Source organism: Acetobacterium bakii (assembly GCF_001263355.1).
GTDB classification, from domain to species: domain Bacteria; phylum Bacillota; class Clostridia; order Eubacteriales; family Eubacteriaceae; genus Acetobacterium; species Acetobacterium bakii.
In genome coordinates, this window is sequence record NZ_LGYO01000032.1 from 19,166 (window position 1) to 21,893 (window position 2,728).

The following is a 2,728-nucleotide window of genomic DNA, read 5'->3' on the forward strand; positions in this document are numbered from 1 at the left end:
CGTGGATGGGCAACCGGAACAGCCAATCCTATTTAGAAATTATCAAAATAGCTTTGCAGGAAAGCAGGCTGCTTTCATTTGAATATGCAGACCGCTACGGCAATAAAACCGTACGAACAGCCGAGCCCTATCAGCTGGAACTGAAAAGCAGTCATTGGTATTGGCAGGGGTATTGCCATTTGGTATGACTAGAACGATATTGAATACATCAGTCATGCTAATTATTTTTAGAAAAGAAAGGTTGAGATCAGATGGAATCCAAACCACAAATAACAATATACTTGGACGATGGAGTAAGGGAACCGAGAATAAGCGTTAGCTTTAAGTTAGAAGGCAATGAATTTTCCAAAGAATATATTTGGGAAAAGTTAAGGTTGGAGCCGAGTCGTTTTAGAACAAAAGTGGATTGGCCTGTTGATAGTCCGGATTTGCATGATAAGTACAAACCCGGAACCACTTGGGAACTAGAAACTGGATATGAGGACTGTATGTCAGTTTCGCATCAACTTGAAAAAATTATTGAGAGACTGATAGGAAAAGAAGCGACGATTAACCAGTTATGTAAAGAATAGAATTATTAGAAACAGATGATACTTCGAAATCAGCTTGGTTAATATTCAAAAGTGGTTGTGAAAATGAAATGGTAATTGTACCGTTACAATTTACATTTGCTTCTTTTATAATTAGAGCCTTATTCAAAATCATATCTCCTGTTCGTGTTTCTGTATCTACGTTGCCATCAACATCTTTAATACCAGAAATAGCGAATACGCCATCAAGTTTTTTTAGAATTGCGCTATCTGGAATGTGAATGGTTGCTTTTGTTTCTTTTTGTTCAACAGTTGCTGCATCAACGGCTGCCTGGGTAGATGAGTCAGGTACCGGATGATCCTTGACCGCTTTTTTCAGAGCTGCAACTGAAGCTGGGGTATAGTCATCTTTAGTCTGTATAATTTCTTCTGCCGCACCTAAAGCTTGATAGAAAAGACCAAAGTCAACTACTTTAACAATGCCAATGGATAATCACTCTAAACGTTGGCTGGCGCCTACTGTTCCCAGTTTGCTGCCATCGGCAACCATTGCGATATCTCCAACATCTTGGACATGGCCAATGTATTGAACGCTGTATCCCGCTAATTGCTTATTAGAAGCATCCAGCAAGTTGATTTGGATCGCTTCAATCCGCTTGCTTTCGCCGGTTGTTCCAGCAAAATCAGGTCCTTCTTGCCATGTCGATGGATTATTCACATCACATAACCAGCCATAATCCTGGACGTGAAGATTGTAAACAATCTTAGCGCCGGCGGGAATCTCACCAGTCAACTGAAGTTCGAGACCTTCAATTCGTCTACTTAAACCGGAGGTGCCAATTTGATCGGAACCCTTAACCCATGTTCCGTCAGTTGGATAATTGCCAACATCCTGTATATGAGCTCGATACTCAACGCCCATAGCACTCGCATCATTTGCAAAAACATTTGATGAAAAAACCATAAGAAGCATCATGATGATTGTAAATAAGCTTACTGAAATTCTTTTCATTTTAATATTCTTCTCGTCTCTTTATTAGTTTGATTTTTAAAATCCACAAAAGAGCTTTTTGCTCATCTGTGATTGTTTCTTTAATCGCTTCTAATCTCCTCCTTCACTATCATCACCCCCTCAAAAATCCGATCTCCTTATTAACAAGTTCCCACTATTAAGAAGTTGCTTACTGAAATATTTATTCTATAATTTCTCAGACCATAAAAGCAGGATATCCTGTAAAATCAATATTTCCTGTTTGTGTTATTGCTGTGTTTACGTTGCCATCAACATCTTCAATGCCAGAAATAGCGAATACGCCATCAACTGTTTTTGAAACTGCGCTAACTGGAATGTGAATGGTTACTTTTGTTTCTTTTTGTTCAACAGTTGCTGCATCTGTTGTTACCGTTGAACCTGCTGGAAGTGCTATACCAGCAAATGTATAGTTATTGATATTCTTGATCGTATCGAAATCTAAATAGCTATCGGCATCTGTTACCGTATAACTAATCGTTTTTTCATCAGCACCAACTTCTTCTGTGAATGTTACATCTAATTCAGAGATTTCTGGAGCAGTTACATCAGTTGTTGCTTTTACTAACTTAGTCAGTGCCTCATTAATGGCTTTTGTTGCTGCATCAACGGTTGCCTGGGTAGATGTATCAGGTACTGGATGATCATGAATCGCTTTTTCCAGAGCTGCAACTGAAGCTGGGGTATAGTCATCTTTAGTCTGTATAATTTTTTCTGCCGCACCTAAAGCTCGATAGTAAGGAACAAAATCAGCTACTTTAACAATGCCAACGGATAAACACTCTAAACGTTGGCTGGCGCCTACTGTTCCCAGTTTGCTGCCATCGGCAACCATTGCGACATCCCCAACATCTTGGACATGGCCACTGTATTGAACGCTGTATCCCGCTAATTGCCTATTAGACGCATCCAGCAATTTGATTTGGATCGCTTCAATCCGTTTGCTTTCGCCGGTTGTTCCAGCAAAATCAGGTCCTTCTTGCCATGTCGATGGATTATTCACATCACATAACCAGCCATAATCCTGGATGTGAAGATTGTAAACAATCTTAGCGCCGGCGGGAATATCACCGGTCAGTTTAAAGTTAACGCCTTCAATTCTTCGACTTAAACCGGGGGTGCCAATTTGATCGGAACCCTGAACCCATGTTCCGTCAGTTGGATAATT

At 40.1% G+C, this 2,728-nt stretch carries 2 protein-coding genes and 2 pseudogenes; 2 read left to right on the forward strand and 2 right to left on the reverse strand.

Features of this window, described 5'->3' with window-relative positions:
- Together AKG39_RS20530 and AKG39_RS12660 are read left to right on the forward strand one after the other, a co-directional pair.
- A pseudogene (locus AKG39_RS20530) lies at positions 1-179 on the forward strand (WYL domain-containing protein); the annotation flags it as partial.
- Positions 180-251: 72 nt separating this feature from the next.
- Positions 252-572 carry a DUF4279 domain-containing protein gene (locus AKG39_RS12660; protein ID WP_050740768.1) on the forward strand — a complete coding sequence of 107 codons (321 nt, stop codon included), beginning with the start codon at positions 252-254 and terminating at the stop codon, positions 570-572.
- A gap of 451 nt (positions 573-1,023) precedes the next feature.
- On the opposite strand, the gene AKG39_RS12665 is transcribed toward AKG39_RS12660, so the two are convergent.
- The gene (locus tag AKG39_RS12665; protein WP_050740769.1) at positions 1,024-1,542 is read right to left on the reverse strand and encodes an Ig domain-containing protein; all 519 of its coding nucleotides are present in this window, start codon (positions 1,540-1,542) and stop codon (positions 1,024-1,026) included.
- Between the two features lie 196 nt (positions 1,543-1,738).
- A pseudogene (locus AKG39_RS12670) lies at positions 1,739-2,728 on the reverse strand (hypothetical protein); the annotation flags it as partial.